The 16,625-nt window shown below is 58.9% G+C and carries 16 protein-coding genes; 4 read left to right on the top strand and 12 right to left on the bottom strand.

The window, feature by feature from the left end; translation table 11 throughout:
• The first annotated feature begins 34 nt into the window (after nt 1-34).
• Nucleotides 35-940, top strand: coding sequence for an alpha/beta fold hydrolase (locus J9788_RS05160; RefSeq protein WP_182264381.1), 906 nt, complete (start codon nt 35-37; stop codon nt 938-940).
• 169 nt (nt 941-1,109) lie between these two features.
• Here the strand turns inward: J9788_RS05160 and J9788_RS05155 are convergent, their stop codons facing one another.
• The 4 genes from J9788_RS05155 to folM all read right to left on the bottom strand — a co-directional run bounded on the left by J9788_RS05155 (nt 1,110) and on the right by folM (nt 5,469).
• Nucleotides 1,110-2,609, bottom strand: coding sequence for a carboxypeptidase M32 (locus tag J9788_RS05155; RefSeq protein WP_046898239.1), 1,500 nt, complete (start codon nt 2,607-2,609; stop codon nt 1,110-1,112).
• Nucleotides 2,610-2,644: 35 nt separating this feature from the next.
• Nucleotides 2,645-3,949: a two-component system sensor histidine kinase RstB gene (rstB, locus tag J9788_RS05150; RefSeq protein WP_033643213.1), complete on the bottom strand. Its 1,305-nt coding sequence runs from the start codon at nt 3,947-3,949 to the stop codon at nt 2,645-2,647.
• Entirely contained in the window at nt 3,946-4,671 is a 726-nt protein-coding gene (gene rstA, locus J9788_RS05145; RefSeq protein ID WP_004938307.1) for a two-component system response regulator RstA, read from the bottom strand. The genes rstB and rstA overlap by 4 nt, the downstream gene beginning before the upstream one ends.
• A gap of 75 nt (nt 4,672-4,746) precedes the next feature.
• On the bottom strand, nt 4,747-5,469 hold the full coding sequence (gene folM / locus J9788_RS05140) for a dihydromonapterin reductase (RefSeq protein ID WP_033643212.1): 723 nt from the start codon (nt 5,467-5,469) through the stop codon (nt 4,747-4,749).
• A 183-nt stretch (nt 5,470-5,652) separates the two neighbouring features.
• On the opposite strand from folM, the gene J9788_RS05135 reads away from it, so the two are divergent.
• Nucleotides 5,653-6,063 (top strand): hypothetical protein, encoded by a 411-nt coding sequence (locus J9788_RS05135; protein ID WP_033643211.1) that lies wholly within the window; start codon nt 5,653-5,655, stop codon nt 6,061-6,063.
• Between the two features lie 99 nt (nt 6,064-6,162).
• On the opposite strand, the gene J9788_RS05130 is transcribed toward J9788_RS05135, so the two are convergent.
• From J9788_RS05130 to ydgH, 4 genes are all read right to left on the bottom strand, one after another.
• Complete coding sequence (locus J9788_RS05130; RefSeq protein ID WP_033643210.1) at nt 6,163-6,558, bottom strand: pyridoxamine 5'-phosphate oxidase family protein; 396 nt, start codon at nt 6,556-6,558, stop codon at nt 6,163-6,165.
• Nucleotides 6,559-6,589: 31 nt separating this feature from the next.
• On the bottom strand, nt 6,590-7,075 hold the full coding sequence (locus J9788_RS05125) for a hypothetical protein (RefSeq protein WP_182264382.1): 486 nt from the start codon (nt 7,073-7,075) through the stop codon (nt 6,590-6,592).
• Nucleotides 7,076-7,296: 221 nt separating this feature from the next.
• Nucleotides 7,297-8,688, bottom strand: a complete 1,392-nt coding sequence (locus J9788_RS05120) for an amino acid permease (protein WP_033643208.1) — start codon at nt 8,686-8,688, stop codon at nt 7,297-7,299.
• 244 nt (nt 8,689-8,932) lie between these two features.
• Nucleotides 8,933-9,883 (bottom strand): DUF1471 family protein YdgH, encoded by a 951-nt coding sequence (ydgH, locus tag J9788_RS05115; protein WP_046898243.1) that lies wholly within the window; start codon nt 9,881-9,883, stop codon nt 8,933-8,935.
• A gap of 537 nt (nt 9,884-10,420) precedes the next feature.
• On the opposite strand from ydgH, the gene pntA reads away from it, so the two are divergent.
• Entirely contained in the window at nt 10,421-11,950 is a 1,530-nt protein-coding gene (gene pntA / locus J9788_RS05110) for a Re/Si-specific NAD(P)(+) transhydrogenase subunit alpha (protein WP_182264383.1), read from the top strand.
• Between the two features lie 10 nt (nt 11,951-11,960).
• Complete coding sequence (gene pntB, locus J9788_RS05105; protein ID WP_046898244.1) at nt 11,961-13,355, top strand: Re/Si-specific NAD(P)(+) transhydrogenase subunit beta; 1,395 nt, start codon at nt 11,961-11,963, stop codon at nt 13,353-13,355.
• Between the two features lie 61 nt (nt 13,356-13,416).
• Here the strand turns inward: pntB and uspE are convergent, their stop codons facing one another.
• From uspE to J9788_RS05085, 4 genes are all read right to left on the bottom strand, one after another.
• A complete protein-coding gene (uspE, locus tag J9788_RS05100) occupies nt 13,417-14,379 on the bottom strand; it encodes a universal stress protein UspE (protein WP_004938281.1) in 963 nt (320 codons plus the stop codon).
• Between the two features lie 126 nt (nt 14,380-14,505).
• Nucleotides 14,506-15,270, bottom strand: coding sequence for an FNR family transcription factor (locus tag J9788_RS05095; protein ID WP_004938278.1), 765 nt, complete (start codon nt 15,268-15,270; stop codon nt 14,506-14,508).
• 280 nt (nt 15,271-15,550) lie between these two features.
• Nucleotides 15,551-16,075 carry a methylated-DNA--[protein]-cysteine S-methyltransferase gene (ogt, locus tag J9788_RS05090; protein WP_004938274.1) on the bottom strand — a complete coding sequence of 175 codons (525 nt, stop codon included), beginning with the start codon at nt 16,073-16,075 and terminating at the stop codon, nt 15,551-15,553.
• Nucleotides 16,076-16,294: 219 nt separating this feature from the next.
• Nucleotides 16,295-16,606: a hypothetical protein gene (locus J9788_RS05085; protein WP_182264384.1), complete on the bottom strand. Its 312-nt coding sequence runs from the start codon at nt 16,604-16,606 to the stop codon at nt 16,295-16,297.
• Nucleotides 16,607-16,625 lie beyond the last annotated feature (19 nt).

The following is a 16,625-nucleotide window of genomic DNA, read 5'->3' as shown; positions in this document are numbered from 1 at the left end:
TAATGACCGTCAGGCTCGATAAAAGGGATTTAAAATGAACGAGATAACGGTTCGTTGTGGCGTGACCGAACAGGGCGAGGTGCCGCTGGCCTATGAAGACTGGGGCGATGAGACGCATCCGCCGCTGTTGTTAATCATGGGCATCGGCGCGCAGCTTTTGCTGTGGCCAGACGATTTCTGCCGCGCTCTGGTCGCCAAGGGATTTCGGGTGATCCGCTACGACAACCGCGACGTCGGCCTTTCCGGTAAAACGCGGGCGCAGCGCAAGACGCCGCTGTGGCTGTTGATGTTGCGTGCCCAGCTCGGCTGGCAAACGCCGGTGCCTTATACCCTGGCGGATATGGCGACGGACGCGGCGCATCTGCTCGATCATTTACGCCTTCCTCAGGCTCATGTCCTTGGCGCCTCGATGGGGGGGATGATCGCCCAGGTGTTGGCTGCCGAATACCCGCAGCGCGTCGCCTCGTTATGCATCTTGTTTTCCAGCACCAATCAACCGCTGTTGCCGCCGCCGGCGCCTTCGCTGCTGTGGTTGCTGGTGCGCCGGCCTGCCGCCGATATGACGCTGCAGCAGCGCCAGGAAGGGATGAAGGCCTTTCTGCGCGCGCTTGGCACCGCGACTTATCCGCCGGAGGAGGCGGAGCTGGATGCCCTGGTGAAGCGGTTGCTGAAGCGGGGCGTGGATCCGGAGGGCATGCAGCGGCAACTTTCCGCGCTGCTCGGCAGCGGCGATCTGCGGCGTTACAGTCGGCGCATCGCCGCGCCGACGCTGGTGATTCACGGCGATCGCGATCGGCTGGTGCGCAAGGCCGGCGGGGTGGCGATCGCTCGGGCCGTCGCCAACGCCAGATTGCAGATTATGCCGGGCATGGGGCATGACCTGCCCGCCGCGTTGAGACCACAACTGGCGGCGATGATCGCCCGTCATGCGTTGGGATAAGAGGCTGATAGGGGCGCTGTTGTTTATGATTTTAGTTACAACATACTATCGGTTGGTAGCAACCCGCACCCTGTAGCCAAGGCGTTGCCGGCAAGGAAAGCGCGCTATGTGACATTATTAGGCCAAGCAGGGAAAAAAGGGCGCGGCCACGGCCGCGCCCGGGGAGAGATTAGAGGTAGCGGTTTTCCAAATGCTGACGGAAGTAGCGCGGGTTGAGCGCTTCGCCGGTCGCGTTGGCGATCAGCGTCTCGGTCGGGTAACGGCTGCCGTGGCGCCAGATATTATGCTGCAACCAGTGGAACAACGGCTGCAGATTGCCGGCGGCGATGTCCTCGTTCAGCGAAGGCAGGGCCTGACGCACGCTGTGGAACAGCTGCGCGGCGTACATCGCGCCAAGGGTATAAGTCGGGAAGTAGCCGAAGGCGCCGTCGGTCCAGTGGATATCCTGCATGCAGCCGTTGCGGTAGTTGCCGATGGTATCGAGGCCCAGGTAAGCGTGCATCTTTTCATTCCACAGCGCCGGAATGTCTTCCACTTCGATCTCGCCTTCGATCAGCGCTTTTTCAATTTCGTAGCGCAGGATGACGTGAGCAGGATAGCTCACCTCGTCGGCGTCGACGCGGATCAGGCCCGGTTTCACCCGCTGGTTGAGGCGAATGAAGTTGGCTTCTTCCAGCGCCGGCTGTTCGCCAAACTGCGCGGTAACCAGCGGACGCAAGATTTTCAGGAATTCATTACCGCGCGCCAGCTGCATTTCGAACAGCAGGCTCTGCGATTCGTGGATGGCGGTGGAGCGGGCCAGGGCGACCGGTTGGCCGAGCAGATCGCGCGGCAGGTTCTGTTCGTAACGGGCGTGGCCAGTCTCGTGTACGATCCCGAGCAGCGCGGTCAGAAACTCTTTCTCGTTGTAACGCGTGGTGATGCGGACATCTTCCGGCACGCCGCCGCAGAACGGGTGGGCGCTGACGTCGACGCGGCCGTTGTCGAAGTTGAAACCGAGCAGCTTCATCACGCTCAGGCTTAGCTGGCGCTGGGTGTCCACATTGAACGGGCCCTGCGGCGCCAGGCAGGGTTCATTGGCCTGTTTGGCCACCACGCGCTGCAGCAAATCCGGCAGCCAGGTTTTCAAATCGCCGAAGATGCGATCGAGATCGCTGCTGCGCATGCCCGGCTCATACAGGTTGAGCAGGGCATCGTAACGGCTGGTGCCGGCCGCCTGCGCGCGGATCTGCGCCTCTTCCCGGCTGAGTTTGACCACGTCGCGCAGATTCTCCGCGAAGCCATCCCAGTCGTTGGCCGGGCGTTGGGCGCGCCAGGCATGTTCACAGCGGGCGCCGGCCAGAGATTTGGCTTCGACCAGCGACGCCGGCAGCAGCACCGCGTCTTCATACTGGCGGCGCATTTCGCGCAGGTTGGCGCGGTCGAGCTCGTCCAGCGTCTCTTGCTGCGCGCGATCCAACAGCACGCCGGTGCTTTGTGCCGTTAAAAGCTGGTGCTGCAGCACGCTCAATTCGGCCAGGGCTTCGGAGCGCGCCTTGCTGCCGCCCGGCGGCATCATGGTTTGCATGTCCCAACCGGCGATGGCGGACAGATGGCCGAAACGCGACAGCCGGCTAAAAAGCGCGCGCAGGTGATCGTAAGCAGACGTGTTGGAATGTGCAGATGTCATTATTATTCGGCTCCAATGAGAAGGGTCCGGCGGTATTACGCCAGATCGGCTTTTAAACTGAATGTCGGCTTCACCGGCCAGCAGAAACGGAAGCTGGCGCCGCCGAGCGAACTGCCTTCGACGAACACCTGTCCCTGGTAGGCGACGGCGATGGAATGAACGATGGCCAGCCCCAGCCCGCAGCCGCCGGTGGCGCGATCGCGGCTGGGATCGAGGCGAACGAAAGGCTCGAACACCCGCTCACGCTCTTCCGGCGGGATACCCGGCCCGTCATCTTCGACCTGCAAACAGGCGAGATCGCCGTCGAACCACAGCCCAACGCGCAGGCGCTGCTCGGAATAGCGCAGCGCGTTGTTGACCAGGTTATCGAGCACGCGCTCCATCAGGCGCAGATCGACGCCGCCGAAGTCGCCGACGTGCGGGATGTCGAGCTGGATGTCGCGTTCCTGATGGATAAGGCGGATATCATCGACCTTGTCCTCCAGCCACTTTGGCAGATCGATGGGTTCAATGTTTAACGCAACCTGCGGCCGATCCAGGCGGGCATAGGTCAGCAGCTCGTCGATCAGCGACTCCAGTTGGCCGATATCGCGGTTCAGCGCTTGCTGCTCGCCTTCGGACAGGTTATCGCTCATCTCGAGCCGATAGCGCAGGCGCACCAGCGGCGTGCGCAGCTCGTGGGCGATGCCATCGATCAGCTGTTTCTTGCTGGCGATCAGGGTGTTGACGTTGTCGGCCATTTGGTTGAACGCCACGCCGAGCCGGCTCAGGCTGGAAGTGGGATCGAAGTGGGTGCGTTCATCCAGATGCCCGGCGCCGAGCCGCTGGGCGGCGTTTTCCAGTTTGAGCAGGTCTTGCCAGTGCGGCCGCATCCACAGAAACACCGGCAGCGCCAGCGACATGCCGATAAACACCAGCAACACCAGATCCAGCAGACGCATCTGGTGCAGATAGAACAGATAAGGAATGGGGCCGACCACCAAGACATAGTGGCTGCGCGGAATGCGTTGCATAAAGGTGTACTGATCGTCGAGGGCGATGATCTCCCCCAGCCGCAGCCGCTTTTTCAGATCCTCGCTCAGCTCCTGTTTGCCGAGCGGTTCGATATGAAGCTTGAACGACAGATTGAGATCCAGCGTGGCGATGGTTTTGTTCCAGTCCTTCAGCGGGATTTCGCGCAGCTCGCTGCGCATCAGGTACAGCGAGCTTTTCATCAAATCGTCCATCGACTGGCGGCCGGCGCGCTCGGCGGTCACCTTGTACACCAGGCCGACCAGCATCGCCATCACCAGAAAACAGACGAACAGCAACAGGAAGAACTGGACGAAAAGTTTTCTCATTGTTGCACCGATGCCCAGGCGTTAGGGGCGAACAGATAGCCCTTGTTGCGCACCGTCTTGATACGGAAAGGCTCCAGCGCGTTGTCGTACAGTTTGCGGCGCAGGCGGGAGATCGCCACGTCGATGCTGCGGTCCATGCCGTCGTAGCTCACGCCGCGCAGGTTTTGCAGCAGCGCCTCGCGATCCATGATCTGCCCGGCGTGGGTCGCCAGCTCCCACAGCAGATCGAAATCCGAGGTGGACAGGGTGATGGTTTCCTCGCCCAGCGTAACCTGACGGTTGACCGGATCGATGCACAGCAGCCCGAAATGCAGCGCGTTATGCTGGGTAAGCGGCTGAACCGACTCTTCCTTCGGCTGCTGGCTGTGTTGACGCAGATGCAAACGCAGGCGCGCCAGCAACACCGCCGGCGGTGTGGTTTTCAGGATATAGTCGTTGGCGCCCATCTCCAGCGACAAGATATGGTTCATGTCGCTGTCGAGCGAGGTCAGCAGCACGATCGGGCCGGGGAAGGTGGGGCGCAGATCGCGGCACAGCGTCATGCCGTCTTTGCCGGGCAACATGATATCCAGCAGCACCAGATCGGGTTGCTCGCGCTCGATGCGTGCCTGCGCGCTGTCGCCGCGCGGTTCGATCAGCACCTCGATGTCGTGTTTGCCCAAATAGGCGGCGATCAGTTTGCCGACTTCAGGATCGTCTTCCACAAAAACAATTTTATGCATATGCCCGTGTTTTAATAAGAAAAGCGGATTTCAGCATAGCGCGGCTCGCGAGGTTGCGCCAAGCGGATCTTTGCGTCAGCGCAGCGGCCGCCCGCCGTCGACGCCGTGGGTGCGGCCGGTGACGTAGCGGCTCTCCAGCAGGTAGTTCACCAGATTGACCACTTCGCTCTCGCCCGGCGCGACCTTCATCAGCGACTTCGCCAGCGCCTGCCGGCGATAAGCTTCATCATCGCCCGGATTGAAGATGATCAGCGCCGGCGCGATCGCGTTGACTTTGACTTCGGGCGCCAGCTTGCGGGCGAACGACCGGGTCATGTTGTCCAGCGCGGCTTTGCTGGCGGCGTAGGCGATATGCTTGTCGCTGCCTTTTTCCACCACATAGTCGGTCAGGTGGATAATGTCGGCGCCGGCCTGGCCCTGGCCGGTCAGGCAGGACTCGAGCAGTTGATTGAGCAAATAGGGCGTGTAGACGTGAATTTGCAGCATCGCCGCCATGACCTGCTCCGGCGGCACCTCCGGCGACTCCGCCTGCCAGGCGCTGGCGTTGTGGATCACCGCACGCAGTTTGGGCGCGGCCTGCCGCACCTGATCGGCGAAACGATAAATGCCTTCATGGGTGGAAAAATCGCCCTGAATGCAGCAGGCGCCCAAGGCTTTCAACTCGGCCATCGCCGGATATTCGCTGCGGTAGGCGATGATGACCGGAACGCCGCGCTGGAGAAACGCTCTGGCGAGCGCCAGCCCTATGCGCCGTGCGCCGCCGGTAATCAGCACCGGGGCGGAGTTGTGGTGTTCCATTGATTAAAGCTCCTGGACAGACTGGCAAACAATAGGGGAATTATGCCATCATACGGCGGAAAGTCGTTAAAGCTTCGCATGATTATCCATTTCTGGATATAAGATCCCCAATGCATTTCAGGTTGCCCCCGGCGGCGGCTTGAAAGACCACGGGTTAACACTGGCCATGAGAGGAATGAGGGGATGAACAGCAATCACCTTGCATCCATCGCGCGCAGTGAGAAAATCTGTTTCGACTATATGGATTTTCTGTCCGCATCGTGCAGGAAGCACTGGCGCTTTGTTGATGCTATTTATGGTGTGATGCCGATCTTCGGCATGGTGTTGAAATCGCGCGTGACCACGTCGCAAACGCGCAAAGAGCAGTTAAAAGAGTTGGCGCTGCAGGTGGTGTCGACGCAGGTCAGCGATGAAACCAACATCGTGCGCCTGATAGACCTGGCGCAGCAGCAGGGCCTGGCGGTGTTTGATATTCAGTTGCCTTATGCGCTGGAGGCTCAACAACTGGCGGCCATTCAGAAAGAGTGTGCGGAAGGCATTGCGATTACTCTGGTGGGTGAACGCATGACCGTCGCGATCCCTCCCAAAAGCTGACCGGGTGTCAACCCGGCCGCCCGTTCATGGTTAGGCAATTGACTCGTCGCGATGGCCTAACCCTGAACGTGATGTCTCACGCCGCATGACGGCCGGCGTCTAGAGCTGGGTCCCGGCATTCGGGCCGGAGCGCAGGGTATAAATACTGTCTATATGAATTAACACCGCGTACTTCGGCGGCTTCATCCCGTTTTTTTCCGCAAACGTCAACGCATCGTCAAACGGCTTGCCCGCCAGAAACAGTTCGGGCGTGCCAACGAAGCGGTAACCGTCCAGCGCCTCGCGATCGATGACCACAACGGCCATTTTCGAGCCGGCCTTGATGTTTTTCAGCGTTTGGCCTCCGGTATTTTCGTTATAAATCAGCGTACGGTCATCATAGAGGCGCAAAGATCGCTTGGGGCCGATATCGGGAACGCCGTTCGGGCTGCTGGTCGCCTGCACAGGCAGCTGTTTAGCCAGCATCTTCTTCATCTCGTCATTCAATTCATTCATTACAGATGACCCTCAGATTGGTGTGTCACTTTTAATGCAAGGTAGCGGAAGCGTTGGCCGCCGGCGCGCAGACGCTGGTTTCCGGCAGCCGGTGTTCGCGCAGCAAGTGCAGGGTTTCAATCCTGAAACGCAGCAGGTGCCGTTCGGCGATCTGCTGCATCTGTTCGCACAGCGACGAATCGGCCAAGAGTTGCTCGATAGCGACTCGGGCCTGATGAACATGCAGCTCGACGCCGCGCAGAGGCTTCTGCCGCAGGCGCAGATGGGTAATGTTGTTGAACGTGACGATCAGCGCGGCAAGGGCAGACTCGAAAATATTCAGCGCTTCAAATCTGGCGGTATAGTCCGCATTCAGCCAGGGCTTCTCGGCGATGATCGCCTGAGCCCCCTCCAGCGCCTGTTGATAGCGCGCCATCGCCTGGCGATCGTGCCGCTGATTAAACGCCGTGTTGCCCTCGGCGATCAGCGCCTCCCAGGCGGTAAACAAAGGTAATGAGTGCAGCAGTTTCTCAGCCATGAAATGCCTTCCATTTTCAGCCTGTCTTCATCCGCCGCCTGACGCCTCTCGCCAGGGGCACTCGCGTCTTACCATTAACCAATAAATGATAATGATAATTAATTGCATTTGAGATCGCAAGCGTGGTGCATGGCTGACTATGCAAAGGGGGGGGAACGCGGTAGCAGGGGAAAAAGAGGAAGCAAAATGCGGCTGACGGGCAGCCGCATTGACGGGACACGTTAGTGCAGCATAAACCAGCCGGCGGGCAGCGTGGCCACCAGCAGCAGTAAGATGCTGCCTTTTTCCAGGCGATTCAGCAGATTGATATCCTGATGGCCGCGGCGGGCGTACATGAACACCAACAGGCCCGGCGCATAAAGCAGCACCGACATCAGCAGGTGCATTAACCCGGAAGCGTACAGCAGCCATAAACCATAAACGCAGGCGCCGGTGGCGGCGAAGATCAGGCGCTTGTCGCGGCGGCGGTAAGCCACCTTGAACAGAAATGCGCCGACCAGGAAGTAAGGCACCAGGATCATTTCCGACGCGATGGTCAACAGCGAGTTGTAGTTGCTGCCGGTCAACCAGATCAGCACCAACGCCAGCTGCACCGCGATGTTGGTCAGCCACAGCGAAGACGATGGGGCGTGATGGCGGTTCTGTTTGCCGAACACGCGTGGAAATGCGCCGTGCTGTGCGGCCAGCAGGGGGACTTCCGCCGCCATGATGGTCCAGCTGAGGTAGGCGCCGCACACGGAAATGATAAGACCGGCGGCGATGATCACGTCTCCCCACGGGCCAATCAGTTCCACCATCAGCACTGCCATCGACGGGTTGCGCATGTCGGCCAGTTCACTGCGCGGCACCACCCCCAGCGACAGCAAGGTGACCATCAGATACACCGCCAGCGCCGACAGCACCGCCAACATGGTCGCGCGGCCCACGTCCTTCTTATTGCGCGCGCGCGCGGAAACCACCACGGCGCCTTCCACGCCGATAAACACCCACAGGGTGATCAGCATGGTGTCCTTGACCTGTTCCCACACCGGCTTGCCGAGGGCGATCCCCTGGAAGTCCAGCGTGAACACGTCCATTTTAAAGGCGATCGCCGCCAGAACGGCGAACATCCCCAGCGGCAGCAGCTTGGCGAGGGTGGCCGCAAGATTGATGCTGGCGGCGGTTTGCACGCCGCGCAGCACCAGCGCGTGCACGATCCACAGCAGGGCGGATTCGGCGATCAGCGCCTGCCAGGTATTGCCGTCACCGAGAATAACGTTGCCGCCGCGATCGGTGAAAATGCTCAACGCCGCGAACACGATCACCAGATACGAGACGTTGGCGATCACGGCGCACAGCCAGTAACCCCAGGCGGAGCAGAAGCCCATCAGCTCGCCGAATCCCTCTTTGGCGTAGGTGAAGATGCCGCCGTCCAGATCCGGGCGCAGACGCGTAAGCAACAGCATGGCGAACGCCAAAAACAGAATGCCGACGCCGGTGATCCCCCAACCCAGCAGCAGCGCGGCGGGGCTGGCGACCTGCGCCATGTTTTGCGGCAGACTGAACACGCCGGCGCCCAGCATTGAGCTGAGCACCAAAGCGGTTAGCGCGGTAAGACCGAGTTTTTTTTCCAATGACGGATCCTGAACGCAGAATAAACAACTGGAAGGGAACTGCTTGGCGGCAACAATGTGTTAACAACCACTGCGCTAATAGACAATAGCCCTAAAAATTGGCGCAAATTCTACGGAGGGATGATTAGAGATGCAATGATTGAATATGCGGAATTTACAAAAAACTATTCAACGAGCGGCGAAAAGAGCGGCAATAAAAACGGGCAGCTCAAGGGCTGCCCGATGGTAAACCGAAAAGCGGGTTTTATTTGAACAGATCGGCGCTGACGGTCAGGTTGCCGCCGCTCTTGTTCTGCCACTGGCGAGTGACGTGGTAGTACTTGGCGCCTTTCTCGGCCGCGCGTTTCGCCACTTCGGTGGACACGTCGGTCATGCTGTTGAAGTGGCCGGTGAAGGTGACGGAATCGAACGGCACCATCTGCGCGGCGGTCACGTTGTTCACTTCCTGAATCTTGGTGCCGTTAGGCAGCGTGACGGTATAGCGTTGGCCGGTAGAGGACTGGGTTTCGAAGAAACGGCCCACTTCGCGGCTTGGTGAACCGGAAGACGCGACGCCAGGAATTTCGACTTTCGCGGCTGCGGCGCCGCCGGCGGCCAGCGCGGCGCGGCCGGCGTCAGAATCGGCCGGGATGGCGTCCGGGCTCTGCACGCGGCGTTTCGGCGCATCGGCCTTATAGATGTAGGCGGTGACGAACTGGTTGCCGCCGGAGTTGGCGTCAACCTGGCGCACGATGAAGAACGAGGCGGCGCCTTTTTTCTGCGCTTCTTTGGAGATGGCGTCGTTAATGTCCGGCTGGCTGCGGTAGAAACCGCTGACGCTCACGGTATCGTAAGGCTCCAGCAGGTAGGCTTCCTCTTTAGGCAGTTCATTCACGCCGTTAAATACGCGGTATTTTGGTGTTTTGCTCACTTCTGGCGCATCTTTATGATAAAGGTCTGCGGTGACGCGCCAGTTGCCGCCGTTGTTGCTGTTGTTGCTGTCCTGGATATAGAAGGAATCGGCACCCAGTTTGTCTGCACGGCGGGATACGGCGTCGACGGCTTCATTGATCGCATTGAAGCGGCCGGTAATCGTGATGCGATCAAACGGCTTCAGCGCCGCTGCTTTCTCAGGAGTTAACTCTTGCGCAGCTTGAGCAGACAGCGCGGTGAGTGATAACAAGGCTGACGCGATGATCGTGGTCTTCAGCTTCATAAAAAATCCTTTCGCCTAGCGCATTAACGTTTATAACGTACTGAACTGTTTAAGTGTAATTCAGCCGTCGATTATTACATGTAATTCTGAAAACTGTCTCAGCATTTTATGTTATCCCGTGCGACAAATCGCCGACGGTGACGCGGGTCGCACGGATGGCGCCGCCGCCATAAGTTTCCATAATAAAGGCTTTGGTGTCATTAGTGTTAATTATTCACAAAATGATAACTTTTATGCTTATCCGCCCCGCATGGCGATAAATCGTTACGCCGGGCGAAAACCTCTAACCATGCAGAATGTGCTGTTCTGTATGCATTTTTTCACTGTAAATTGCGATTTGTCATATCGCGCCCGGCGTTTTTATGTAAAAACAGGGCTGAATGCGTAAGCAATTATGGATCATCGACCTTATTTTCAGTAGGTTATAGTTGGCGTCTGAAATCAGTGCGGGCAAGTTGACGCAACGCTCGCCGGTGGCGCCGTTCTATGGGCAGGAAAATAATAAACATCATCCAAGACAGGTGAGAAGGGAACATTATGCGTATTGGTGTACCAAGAGAGCGGTTGGCCAATGAAGCCCGGGTCGCAGCCACGCCGAAAACGGTGGAACAACTGCTGAAGCTGGGTTTTTCCGTCGCGATTGAACGCGGGGCGGGCAAACTGGCCAGTTTTGACGACGTCGCCTACGAAGCCGCCGGCGCGGCGCTGGTCGACGAAAACGAAGTGTGGCAGTCGGATCTGATCCTGAAAGTCAACGCGCCGCAAGACGACGAGATCGCCTTGATGCGCGAAGGCAGCACGCTGGTCAGCTTTATCTGGCCGGCGCAAAACCCCGAGCTGATGGCCAAGCTGGCGGCGCGCAAGGTCACCGCGCTGGCGATGGACTCGGTGCCGCGCATCTCGCGCGCCCAGTCGATGGATGCGCTGAGCTCGATGGCCAACATCGCCGGCTACCGCGCCATCGTCGAGGCGGCGCATGAGTTCGGCCGCTTCTTCACCGGCCAGATCACCGCCGCCGGCAAAGTGCCGCCGGCCAAGGTGATGATCATCGGCGCCGGCGTGGCCGGCCTGGCGGCGATCGGCGCTGCGGGCAGCCTCGGCGCCATCGTGCGCGCCTTCGACACCCGCCCGGAAGTGAAAGAGCAGGTGCAGAGCATGGGCGCGGAATTCCTCGAGCTGGATTTTGAAGAGGAAGCGGGCAGCGGCGACGGTTACGCCAAAGTGATGTCCGAAGCCTTTATCAAGGCCGAGATGGCGCTGTTCGCCGCACAGGCGGCGGAGGTTGACATCATCGTGACCACCGCGCTGATCCCGGGCAAACCGGCGCCGAAGCTGATCACCAAAGAGATGGTGGCGTCGATGAAGCCGGGCAGCGTGATCGTCGATCTGGCGGCGCAAACCGGCGGCAACTGCGAACTGACCGTGGCCGATACCATTACCGTGACCGACAACGGCGTGAAAATCATCGGCTATACCGATCTGCCGAGCCGCTTGCCGACACAATCTTCGCAGCTGTACGGCACCAACCTGGTCAACCTGCTTAAGCTGCTGTCGAAAGAGAAGAACGGCGAGATCGACATCGATTTCGACGATACGGTGATCCGCGGCGTTACCGTGGTGCGCAGCGGTGAAATCACCTGGCCGGCGCCGCCGATCCAGGTTTCCGCCCAGCCGAAAGCGGCGCCCGCCGCCGCGCCGGTCGCTAAACCTGAAGCCAAGCCGACCTCGCCGTGGCTGAAGTACGGCCTGATGGCTCTGGCGATCCTGTTGTTCGGCTGGCTGGCGGACGCAGCCCCGAAAGAGTTCCTGTCGCACTTTACCGTGTTTGCGCTGGCCTGCGTGGTCGGTTACTACGTGGTCTGGAACGTCAGCCATGCGTTGCATACCCCGCTGATGTCGGTCACCAACGCGATCTCGGGGATTATCGTGGTCGGTGCGCTGCTGCAAATTGGCCACGGCGGCTGGGTGAGTTTCCTCTCCTTTATCGCCGTGCTGATCGCCAGCATCAATATTTTCGGTGGGTTCACCGTCACTCAGCGCATGCTGAAGATGTTCCGCAAGAACTAAGGGGTAACAAATGTCTGGAGGATTGGTTACAGCTGCATACATTGTTGCCGCTATTTTGTTTATTTTCAGCCTGGCGGGCCTGTCGCGCCACGAAACGTCGAAGCAGGGCAACCTGTTCGGCGTCGCCGGCATGGCGATCGCGCTGATCGCGACCATTCTGGGGCCGGATTCCGGCAACGTCGGTTGGATCATCATCGCCATGATCATCGGCGGCTCGATCGGCGTCTATCTGGCGAAGAAGGTCGAGATGACCGAAATGCCGGAACTGGTGGCGGTGCTGCACAGCTTCGTTGGCTTGGCCGCGGTGCTGGTCGGTTTCAACAGTTATCTGGATCACGGTGCGCCGATGGAGCCGGTGATGGCGAATATCCATCTGACCGAAGTGTTCCTCGGCATCTTTATCGGCGCGGTGACCTTCACCGGGTCGATCGTCGCTTTCGGCAAGCTGCGCGGCATCATTTCTTCCAAGCCGTTGATGCTGCCGAATCGCCATAAGCTAAACCTGGCGGCGCTGGCGGTCTCGTTCCTGCTGCTGGTGGCGTTCGTGCGCACCGACAGCGTGGGCTGGCAGGTGGTGACGCTGCTGCTGATGACGGCGATCGCGCTGGCGTTCGGCTGGCATCTGGTCGCCTCGATCGGCGGTGCTGACATGCCGGTGGTGGTGTCGATGCTCAACTCCTACTCGGGGTGGGCGGCGGCCGCAGCGGGCTTCATGCTGAGCAACGATCTGCTGATCGTCACCGGCGCGCTGGTGGGCTCTTCGGGTGCGATCCTGTCTTACATCATGTGTAAGGCGATGAACCGCTCGTTTATCAGCGTGATCGCCGGCGGTTTCGGCAGCGACGGTTCGTCCACCGGCGATGCCGAAGAGATGGGCGAATACCGTGAAACCACGGCGGAAGAGGTGGCCGAGCAGTTGAAGAACTCCACCTCGGTGATCATCACCCCGGGCTACGGCATGGCGGTGGCGCAGGCGCAGTATCCGGTGGCGGAAATCACCGAAAAACTGCGGGCGCGCGGCGTGAAGGTGCGCTTCGGCATTCACCCGGTCGCGGGGCGCTTGCCGGGGCACATGAACGTGCTGCTGGCGGAAGCGAAGGTGCCGTACGACGTGGTGTTGGAGATGGATGAAATCAACGACGATTTCCCGGATACCGACACCGTGCTGGTGATCGGCGCCAACGATACGGTGAACCCGGCGGCGCTGGAAGATCCACGCAGCCCGATCGCCGGCATGCCGGTATTGGAAGTGTGGAAAGCGCAGAACGTGATCGCGTTCAAACGGTCGATGAACACCGGCTACGCCGGCGTGCAGAATCCGCTGTTCTTCAAGGAGAACACCCAAATGCTGTTTGGCGACGCCAAAGACAGCGTGGAAGCGATTTTGCGGGCGTTGCAGAAGTAAAATTGGGCAACCAAAGAAAAACGGGCCGCTTTTCAGCGGCCCGTTTCTTTATGCGCGAAGCTTAATCTTCGTCGTCGTGTTCGTCGTCTTCATCCGCCTCGATCGGGCAGTTGAAGTTTTCCGGTTTAATCACCAGCAGGTCGCATTTCAGATGATCGATCACATGTTCCGCGGTGTTGCCGATAAAGGCGGCTGAAATGCCGGTGCGGCCCAGGGTGCCCAGCACCACCACGCCGGCCTGCAGATGTTCGGCCAGATCGGGGATCACCTCTTCCGGCAGGCCTTTTTCCACGTGGGTGAACTCTTCCTTAATGCAGAATTTTTGCCGCAGCGCCTTCATGGCGATCAGATGCTGGCCGCGGATGGCGTCGTTGTAGACGCTCGGGTCGAAGTCGGGCAATTCGATGGCGATGTTGATCGGGGTAACGGGATAGGCGCCGACCAGGTGAACCTCGGTCTGGTTGACATTTTGCGCCAGTTCGACGGTTTCTTGCACCAGTTTGATATTGAGCGGGTCGTGATAGGGTTCTTCGCTGGCCAGATTGACCGCCACCAGCGCCTTGCCGCCTTCCGGCCAGGGCTGGTCTTTCACCATCCACACCGGGCAAGGGCATTTGCGCAGCAGGTGCCAGTCGGTGGGGGTAAAGATCACTGACTCCAACCGGTCGTGTTGGTGCGCCATTTTCAGCAGCAGGTCATGTTGACCGGAAAGCACTTCCTGAATGATGGCTTCGAAGGGGCGGTTATGCCAGACCACTTTGATTTCGATCGGCACGCCGTCGTTGAGATAGAAGCGGCACTGCTCGTTGATCCAGGCGGCGCGTTGGCTGATCACACCTTGCCGCATCGCCGTTCTTTCATCCGGGGAGAGCAGGGTCGTCATTTCGTAAGAGAAGTCATAGATGGGCAGGAAGGCCTTAATGCGCCCGCCGTTCCGTTTTACCAGGTACACGGCGCGGCGCAATGCCGGCTGATCGTCCTGATTGGGGTCAATAGCCACCAGAAGATTCTGATACTTCGCCATAGGGCCTCCTTACAGCTGAAATCAACAGTCTGTTAATTTACAGAGTAACCCAACATTGAAAAACAGAACAACAACAGAAGCGTGCCGGATCAACAATTTCGGGGAAATGGTGATCCGGCAGGGGGATCAGGCGTTGACGGTCACGTTGATGCGCGGCGTGCCGGCCAGCACCGACAGCGCGTCGGCGTTTTCGATGGTGATGTATTTGCCTTTCACGCTGAGGATTTCGCTTTTCTGGAAGCGGCCCAGCAGGCGGCTGATGGTTTCCACCGTCAGGCCAAGGTAGTTGCCGATGTCGCCGCGGGTCATGGTCAAACGGAACTCGCGCGGTGAGAAGCCGCGCTCCGCAAAGCGGCGCGACAGGTTGTAAACGAACGCCGCCAGGCGCTCTTCGGCGTTTTTCTTCGACAACAGCAGGATCATGTCCTGGTCGCCTTTGATCTCGCCGCTCATCAACCGCATGATCTGCTGACGCAGGTTCGGCATTTTGCCGGACAGATCGTCGAGGGTCTCGAACGGAATTTCGCACACCATCGAGGTTTCCAGCGCCTGGGCGAAGCTTGGGTGCTTCAGGCCGCCGATGGCGTCAAAGCCCACCAGGTCACCCGCCAGGTGGAAGCCGGTGATCTGCTCGTCGCCTTGCTCGGTGATGGTGTAGCTCTTGATGGTCCCGGAACGGATCGCGTACAGCGATTTCAGCTCGTCGCCGGCCTTGAACAGGGTCTGGCCTTTCTGAATAGGCTTTTTCCTCTCGATAATGTTGTCGAGCTGATCCAGCTCGTGGGCATTAAGGGTGAAAGGAATGCACAGCTGGCTGATGCTGCAGTCCTGGCAATGGATCGCACAACCACCAGACTGGATACGACGAATCACGCGTTTTTCCGGGATCATAGATTACGCTCATTCAATAATTGATATGAGTCAATTTTAACATCTTTTGCCGCAGCTGATAAGGGTAGCATTAGCATGAATAGGGGCATTGTGTGCGAATTTTACGCACACATGCCGCCGATTATTCTGTAGGGGACTGAAGTTATGAGTATTATTTGTGACTTATGCGTTTTATTCACACAGGTTATTCATAGGGCCCAGCGGCCTGCGAGCGTGGCGTTGAGCAATGGGCTTTATTAAGCGGCGCCAAACAATGGCGCCGGATAATCGCCTGGCGCGGCTACAGCAGGCTTTTAGGCAGGTAGCCTTCGTGCTGCAGCAGCCACTGTTTGCGCTGTACACCGCCGGCATAGCCGGTCAGCGCGCCTTGCGAACCGATCACTCGGTGGCAGGGCACGACGATGCTGATCGGATTGGAACCGTTGGCCATGCCGACCGCGCGCGAAGCGGTCGGACGGCCGATACGTTGCGCGAGCTGGCCGTAGGTCAGTATCTCGCCGCAGGGGATTTGGCGCAGCTGTTGCCACACGGTGCGTTGGAACTCGGTGCCGGCGGTCATCACCGGCAACCGATCGATAATGCTCAGTTCACCTGCGAAATAGCGCTGCATGGCGTCGGTCAGCCCGCTGGGATCGCGCTGTTCGCGCAGGGTGAACCGATCGGCGCGGTAGTGGGTATTCAGCAGCTTCATCAGGCGCGCTTCGTGATCGGTCCAGTCAATCGCCCGCAGGCGCCCCTGTTCATCGGCAATCAGCACCAGTTCTCCCACCGGCGTGGCGGTACGATCAATCAAAAAAGTCTGCATCTGGATCACTCCTCGGTTTGGTAGGGCGATTATCGCATGAAACGCAAGGGAGCGATGGCGGATTTCGGACATGCTGATGGGCGACCGCAGGGTCGCCCGAATAGCCGGCTTACGGTAAGGCGGGGAGTTATTGTGCGATAAATTTATAAAATAAATTTATAATTCATCAAGACAAGTTGTGTCTTGTTTATTATTTCAGCAGGCAGTAACGCTTTGTGGTTACTTATAGCTGATGGTCACGCGCTTTAAATGGGGATCGTTATTCACCATCTCACTGCTGACGGCAGAAACTAATTCTTTTGGCATCTCTTTTAACGAAGAGGATATATACGCGTTCTGATATTCCGTCACTTTACCGAAGCAGCTGGAGATAAGCTTTTCATCCTGATGTTTGACGGTGCATGCCGGCGTGGTAATGGCGCCGGTGAAGCGGACGACGCCAGAGGCGACCTGGCTGCCGGAAAGCGGTTTTGCTTGCAGAGCGAAGGGCAGAATGACCAATGCGCTTAATACGGCTAAGTAATGGTTCATACGCTGTTCCTTTCAGAGT

Source organism: Serratia sp. X10, assembly GCF_017811775.1.
Classification (GTDB): Bacteria; Pseudomonadota; Gammaproteobacteria; order Enterobacterales; family Enterobacteriaceae; genus Serratia; species Serratia ureilytica.
The sequence above is the reverse complement of the archived record's forward strand: the minus strand, read 5'-3'. Positions and strand labels throughout refer to the sequence as shown.